The organism is Thermogemmatispora sp. (assembly GCF_019683635.1).
In the GTDB taxonomy this organism is placed as follows: domain Bacteria; phylum Chloroflexota; class Ktedonobacteria; order Ktedonobacterales; family Ktedonobacteraceae; genus Thermogemmatispora.
Map to the genome: position 1 here is coordinate 1 of NZ_JADGIA010000244.1, position 6,872 is coordinate 6,872.

The window sequence follows — 6,872 nt, forward strand, 5'->3', positions numbered from 1 at the left end:
CACAGGCCACAGGCCACAGGCCACGGGCTACGAGCCGGCCAGCTCAGTTCAGCCCGACAAGCAGATCAGACAGACAGGCAGGGCAGCCCGGTCCCTTGTTCTCCCCTGCCAGGCGCTTGCCCCTGGGCTCAGTAGGGAGTTTCTGCTTGGCTCTGTTCTGCTCTGCACGGCGATGATGCCGAGGCGGATGCGTCTGATCTAGACCGGCTCCGCCGACTGCCGCCGGTCTCTCCCTTGTGCCTGGCGTTCGCGCTGAGGCGGACGCTGTTACAGGCACGGAGAGCGCAACCAGGATACCGTAGTCTGGACGCAAGGAGCCAAACAGCGATGTTTCACCAGTTACTGACTCCCGTTGCTAATAACCTCTTCCTCTCCTTCCTGGTAGGGATTATTCCCATCGCCGTCGTCCTGATTCTGCTGGGGGTGATCCGCCTGCCGGCCTGGCTCTCAGCCCTGATCGGACTGATCGCCGGGTTGCTGATCGCCGTTTTCGTCTGGCAAATGCCCTTTCAGCTGGCGGCCAGCTCGACGCTCAATGGCATGGTCTTCGCCCTCTGGCCAGTCATGTGGATCGTCTGGAACGCGATGTGGCTCTACAATGTGGCGGTGCGCTCGGGGAAATTTGAGCTATTTCGCCGCTGGATGGTCCATAATGTGCCGGCGGACCGCCGCATTCTGCTGCTCATCATCGGTTTCAGCTTCGGGGCGCTGATGGAGGGAATTTCGGGCTTCGGAACACCGGTGGCAATTTGCAGCGCGCTCCTGATGGGCCTCGGCTTTGAGCCGCTGGATGCCATTGTGATGACCCTGATTTTCAATACCACGCCGGTGGCCTTTGGGGCGCTCGGTGTGCCGATTACGACCTTGCATGGCGTGACCAATCTGCCAACAGCGGCCCTGTCGGCGATGGTTGGACGCCAGCTTCCTATCTTTAGTCTCTTGCTGCCGTTCTATGCCCTGGTGGTTTATGCCGGCGTGCGCAGCCTGCGCACCTGCTGGCCGGCAGCACTGGTGGCAGGTCTCTCGTTCGCCCTGACACAGTTCGCGGTCTCTAATTTCATCGGCCCGGAATTGCCCGACGTTCTGGCCTCGCTGGTGTCGCTGCTGTGTGTGATCCTCTTTGTACAGGTCTGGCGGCCACGCGATACGGCGGAGTATATGGCAGCTTTTGCGAATGCCAATTCCAGCGCCAGTGCCGCGGGCGGAACGAGCCAGTCGACCACCGAGCGCCCGACCCTGGGGGAGACGCTTCTGGCCTGGTTGCCCTGGCTGCTGGTGAGCGCAGTGGTGATTATCTGGACCTTTGCCGGCGTGGCGAAGATCGGTCAGGTTAACGTGGCCTGGCCCAATCTGCACAATGCGATTTATCTGACTCTGTACAAGAAGCCCTATGCTGCGATCTATAGCTTCCAGCCCCTGGGCACGGGGACGGCTATTCTGCTGGCCATGTTGCTGACGGCAGCGGTGATGATCGCCGCCGGGGCACGCCCGGTTATTCTCTGGCAGGCGCTGACCGATACCTGGCGTCAGTTGCGCTACGCCATTCTCACTGTGATGTTCATCGTGGGTCTGGCCTATCTCTTTAACTACTCAGGCATCTCCTATACCATCGGCCTGGCCATTTCCTCGCTGGGCGTGGTCTTCCCCTTCTTCTCCGTCTTCCTGGGTTGGATCGCCTGCTTCCTGAGCGGCAGCGATACGTCGTCGAACGCCCTCTTCGGCAATCTGCAGGTGGTGGCAGCCCAGCAGTTGAAGCTGAGTCCGATCTTGATGGCGGCCACCAATTCCAGTGGGGCAGTGATGTCTAAGATGATCTCGCCGCAGAATCTGACGACTGGCGCCTCGACCATCGGTTTGACCGGCAAGGAGGGCCTGGTGGTGCGTCGCACGTTCTGGCACAGTATCATCCTGGCTTGCATTCTGGGAGTGATTGTCATGGCCCAGCAGTACCTGGTACCTGGCATTATTCCAAAGTAAGCCGCGCCGCTCTCCCCTCCGTCGAGGAAGGTCTGCCAGGGCAGGGGCGTGGGCATGTCTGCTTGCTGACGCTGCGTGCGCTACGCCCCTCACAAGGGCAGGAGCGGCCTGGCTCCTCCTTCTGCCAGCCAGCCCTCCTGCTCTCTTGCTCTTCTCCGCTTGCCGATTTTGCGCTGCGCTGCGCCGCACCGCTCTGCACTCCACCTTGATTGAGAGCAGGCGCCCTTTTGTCCCCAGCCCACAACTGGATGATAACCAATTATTGACCAGAATGTGTCAATCTCTCAACTTGACTTTAATACGATTTTTATTGACACTATGTGTAGTGCCTGCTATGGTAACATTGTAATCTTGGGCCTTGTGCGAGCATAGGGGTCCCGCCGCCTTCACCGCCCAAGGGCTGGCAGCCGCCATCTTCGCTGAAAAAGAGTTGGTCCAAAAGAGAAAAATTTCCCCTTTCCTGGCGTTCTGAAGAAGAGGCGGAAGGAGCTAGCTGTGACCGCCGGAGCTGGTTAACTAGGTTAGATCGTCACCTGAACGCAGAGGTTTTTTTGCTCATGAGCAGCCAGTACCCTCAAGGCAGAGCCGGTTCACCTGACGCACGCAGGCAACAGTTTGTAATGATGAATCTCCTCCTGCGCGCTGTTGCCGCTATGTATACGATCGATGAACTCTTTCAGTGGCTCTGCTATGCTTTTATCGAGCACTTCCAGATTGAGTTGATCGAGTTTTGGACACCACTCCTCACACCAGCCCGTACCTCGGTGCTCCATCTGCGGACGATGCTCCCCCGCGACCCCAACCTGCCGGAGCAGATTACCTACAATGAGCAGATGCTGCTCATTGCCCAGCGCTTTGCCTTTGAGCAGCGTCCGATCCAGACCTTCTCCATTGAGATGCTCTTTCCTCCACAGCAGGTGAGCCTGCTGCACCAGTACGCTTGCCACTACTGCCTCGGCGGATTCATGAGCAGCCCCGCGCTGCTTCCCGCCCCGCCTGCCACACCGGGCCCCCAGGAGCCGCTCCCTTTCGCTCTGACCTACCTGTTCTTCGTAGGTTACCAGCCCCAGACAGATCTTCAGCAGGCAATTACGATGCTGCTGCGCCAGGCAATCGGTCTGGCTACTCAGCGTGGCTTGCTCCTCCCGCTACCGGCGCCAGGTGCCCCCATCGCCGGGCCTGGGTCGACGACGGTGGTCGCAGGCTCACCAGGGACTTCAGCCAGGACCCCAGGCCCAGGCCGCCAATCACAGCCAGTTCCTTTGACCGCCCTGATCCCACGACGCAAGGAGGATGCAGAACTGCTGACTTCAGAAAATCCTTTTGCACGCTCCGCCGCCATCGCCGATAAACGCGCCCGCCGCCTTCACGGCGCTATCGATGGCGTGCAGAGCATCGCGGAGCTGGCCCAGAGCACGGGTATGGAGCTGGCCGATGTCCTGGCCGCTCTGCAGATCCTGGTGAAGATGCGGCGCGTGGAATTAGTCGATCCCAACGGGCGCCCCGTCAGCGCTGAACGGCTCTTTGAGTCGTGAGTCAGCCAGGGAGGGATCTCTCCAGGCGCCTTGGATCGCTTATGCCCTTTGCTTTCTTTTTTAGCTATTTTTCCAGATTTTCTGCTAGCTCTGGCTCGCTAGGAAGGAGGCCGACGTGGGTTTCAGTTGGATGCCCATCGTACTCGCGATTATTCTGATCACGATTACGCTCTTTGTGACCTTACGCGTGGCGGTTGCCTATCCCCAGGTGCGCAGCACACGCTTGCTGATGCTGGGAATCTCAATGGGGATGATCGCCCTCACTGGCCTGGCCGATCTGTTGTCGATGCTGGTGACGAGCGTCACCCTTCACACGGACTGGTTTCTTTATCTGGGTCAAGCCTGCGCCTATCTCTTTATCCTGCTCAGTCTGCTCAATAATTCTGATCAGTATTTGAATGCCCTGCTCCGCTTGCAGATCATCTTCTCGCTGGTGGCCTTCTGTGTCGGGCTGCTCTCCCCTATTCTGCCGGACCTGCCCAATGTAGGCCTCCGCGCTACCTTGAGCGGTTCCCGCTCCCTCCTTTGCCTGGGCATTTTCTATCTGTATACAACGGCCCTGCTGAAGAAGCCAACGCGCTTCGCTTTCCTGATGGGCACGGCCTTCCTCTTCCTGGGCCTGGGCTATCTGATGATCTTCCAGAAATATTTCTTCGTGGACTCTCTGCTGGTTGACAATATCGGCGATGGCCTGCGCATCATCGGCCTGCTGGCAATGCTGGCGGCGGTGCTGGGCAGCTGAGCGGGAGCCGCCAGGCCAGGCTTCGGCCAGCAAGAGAGAGCTGGCTCCGGCCTGGCCTGGCTCAGGCTTCGGCAGCGCTCCCGCTCCCATGCCGGGCGCTCAACCAGGCTCGCAGGGCGTTGGTATGATCTACCAGATGCTCACAGGTCTCGCCATAGATCAGCTCTCCAAGGGGCCTGGCCTGCCAGTCCACCACCAGCTGGGCAGTCTCCTGCAGGAGTTTATCATCGAGAGCCATAGTCTCATCGTAGAGGCGACGCCAGGTAGTGTGAAAGTTCGTCAGCACCTCTTCCAGCGTTTGCCCCTGACGCTCGCGGTGGAAACGCTGGTTGAGTTCCTCCAGTTCTTCCTTGCTCATGGCGTCAAAGCTTAGCAGCGGCTCCCGCCCCTCACGGGCCGCGGAGATATCACTGAAAGCCAGCTCCAGCCAGGCAGTAAGATGGGCAACCACATCTTTCACAGACCAGGCGCCCGCCACCCCTGGCAGGAGCAGCTCTTCCGAAGTCAAAGTGGCCAACAGGCTATTCCATTCGTGATAGCAACGTTGCATCTCGCTGAGCAGTTGGGCTTTCTCCACAGACGGCTTCTCCTTTCTTCTCTGGTCGATGACTCGACTCCATCGACACGAGTCAATTTCTCTACGGACACACTACTTCTATCAGTGTTATGCTCTCTTGAGCATAGCAGCGAATGCGGTTATACTTCGTCCTAATTGGTTGATGCTGATCTGATCATCTGGCGCAGATGGAGAAAGCGAGGTCGCTATGTACTTCCCCACGACACGCGTGCTCACGGTGCTGGAGCTGCTCCAGGCCCGTGGGCGGATGAGCGGGGCCGAGCTGGCGGCGCGCCTGGAGGTAAGTCCACGGACAGTGCGTCGCTATATCACCATGTTGCAGGACCTTGGTATCCCGGTGGAGGCGGAGCATGGCCGCTACGGAGCCTACTTCCTGCGTCCGGGCTTTCGCCTGCCGCCTCTGATCTTTAGTGACGAGGAGGCCCTGGCTCTGACTCTGGGTCTGCTGCTGACGCGGCGTCTGAATCTCATTGGCGATCAGAGCGCTGTCGAGGGGGCTTTGGCTAAGATTGAGCGTGTGCTCCCCGGACCGCTGCGTGAGCGCCTGCAGGCGGTGCAGGAGACCCTGCTCTTCGACCTGCCACAGGCTGGTCAGCGACCTGACGCCGAGGTGCTGCTGACCGTGGGCCGCTGCACGCAGCAGGGCCGGCGTCTCTGGCTGCGCTACCGCTCCTGGAGTGGGACCGAGAGCGAGCGTGAGGTTGACCCTTATGGCCTGGCCTATTGCTCCGGCAGCTGGTATCTGGCGGGCTACTGTCACCTGCGTCAGGCTCTGCGCGTCTTCCGGCTCGATCGCATCCTGCTGGCCGAGGAATGTCACGCTACGTTTGTGCGACCAGTCGATTTCGACTGTCTGGGAGCGATTCAACGCGCCATTGCGCTCACACCGGCCCCCTGGCAGATCGAGGTGGTCCTGGAGCTGCCGCTCTCCGAGGCGCAACAGCGACTACCGCCTGCCCTGGCGGTATTAGAGCCGCTGCCTGAGAATGAACAGGCGACCTTACTGCGCTGCTCGACGCATAATCTGGACTGGGCCGCCCATGTGCTGGTCGGGCTGGACTGCCGCCTGCAGGTGCGCCATCCTCCCGAGCTGTCCACGGCCCTCCAGGCCCTGGCGCGGCGCATCAGTGAGCAGCTGGCCCTGGCCTGAGAGAAGCCCTCGATCTTTCCTTTCCACTGCAGCAGCGTCAGTCAATCATCCGGCTTCTCTGCGACCTGAGCCAGGGGCAGCGCAAACCAGAAGGTTGCTCCCTGGCCAGGCCGACTCTCCAGGCCCACCTCACCGCCGTGAAGCTGGATAATGGTGCGACAGATATGCAGACCCAGCCCCAGGCCAACCGGCGAGCCTTCCTGCACAGGGATGCCCGGCGCGCGATAGAAGCGCTCCCAGATGCGTTGCTGCAGCTCAGGCGGTACCCCCGGCCCCTCGTCACGCACCAGTACCCGCGCCCGCTGCCCTTCGACGCGCAGACGGACCTCGATAGGGCGGTCGGGCGGCGCATAGCGAATGGCGTTGAGCAGATAGTTGGTCAGTACCTGACCGATACGCGCGGCGTCAACCTCGACCGGCACTTCGTCGGCACTCTCGATGCTGAGGCGAATGTCGCGCCCCGGATGGACCTGCTGCTGACTCTGCACTACCTCGCGCACAATAGCGACCAGGTCCAGACGTCGACGGACCAGCTGCAAGGTCTCTGATTGGATGCGCGAGAAGTCAAGCAGGTCCCCGACGAGGCGATCCAGCAAGTCAACCTGAGCAATTGAGCGATCGAGCAGCTCGGGGATAGTGGCCAGGCGTTGAAGGAGAGGATGGACCTGGAGCGTGGGCTGGTCGGCGCCGCCTCCGCTGGGACCTCCGCTACCGAGATCGCGACCAAGGGCGCTGGCCTTTTGCAGGAGCCGCTTGATGAGCTGGGCATTGGCCTTGAGGACGGTCAGGGGAGCCCGCAGCTCATGGCTGGCAAAGCTGATGAACTCGTCCATGCGACGATTGGCTTCGCGCAGCGCCAGGACGCTGGCCCGCGCCTCAGCCCGCTCTTCT

At 60.6% G+C, this 6,872-nt stretch carries 6 protein-coding genes; 4 read left to right on the forward strand and 2 right to left on the reverse strand.

All coding sequences use genetic code 11. The annotated features are described in order from the left end of the window. Positions 1-327 precede the first annotated feature (327 nt). The 3 genes from IRZ31_RS19040 (at position 328) to IRZ31_RS19050 (ending at position 4,254) form a co-directional block, all read left to right on the forward strand. Complete coding sequence (locus tag IRZ31_RS19040) at positions 328-1,977, forward strand: L-lactate permease (RefSeq protein WP_297156598.1); 1,650 nt, start codon at positions 328-330, stop codon at positions 1,975-1,977. Positions 1,978-2,597: 620 nt separating this feature from the next. Further along, the gene (locus IRZ31_RS19045) at positions 2,598-3,512 is read left to right on the forward strand and encodes a hypothetical protein (protein WP_297156602.1); all 915 of its coding nucleotides are present in this window, start codon (positions 2,598-2,600) and stop codon (positions 3,510-3,512) included. A gap of 115 nt (positions 3,513-3,627) precedes the next feature. Next, complete coding sequence (locus IRZ31_RS19050) at positions 3,628-4,254, forward strand: hypothetical protein (protein ID WP_297156606.1); 627 nt, start codon at positions 3,628-3,630, stop codon at positions 4,252-4,254. 61 nt (positions 4,255-4,315) lie between these two features. On the opposite strand, the gene IRZ31_RS19055 is transcribed toward IRZ31_RS19050, so the two are convergent. After that, on the reverse strand, positions 4,316-4,831 hold the full coding sequence (locus IRZ31_RS19055) for a ClbS/DfsB family four-helix bundle protein (RefSeq protein ID WP_297156609.1): 516 nt from the start codon (positions 4,829-4,831) through the stop codon (positions 4,316-4,318). Between the two features lie 187 nt (positions 4,832-5,018). Here IRZ31_RS19055 and IRZ31_RS19060 point away from each other — a divergent pair, with 187 nt between their 5' ends. Next, positions 5,019-5,981, forward strand: a complete 963-nt coding sequence (locus tag IRZ31_RS19060) for a YafY family protein (RefSeq protein ID WP_297156612.1) — start codon at positions 5,019-5,021, stop codon at positions 5,979-5,981. 41 nt (positions 5,982-6,022) lie between these two features. Here the strand turns inward: IRZ31_RS19060 and IRZ31_RS19065 are convergent. Next, a partial coding sequence (locus tag IRZ31_RS19065) for an ATP-binding protein (protein ID WP_297156614.1) occupies positions 6,023-6,872 on the reverse strand: 850 nt, incomplete at its 5' end.

Excerpts from the sequence above, each read along its gene's own strand:
- IRZ31_RS19040 (WP_297156598.1), top strand. The coding sequence starts at position 328 with ATGTTTCACCAGTTACTGACTCCCGTTGCTAATAACCTCTTCCTCTCC.
- IRZ31_RS19045 (WP_297156602.1), top strand. The coding sequence starts at position 2,598 with ATGATGAATCTCCTCCTGCGCGCTGTTGCCGCTATGTATACGATCGAT.
- IRZ31_RS19060 (WP_297156612.1), top strand. The coding sequence starts at position 5,019 with ATGTACTTCCCCACGACACGCGTGCTCACGGTGCTGGAGCTGCTCCAG.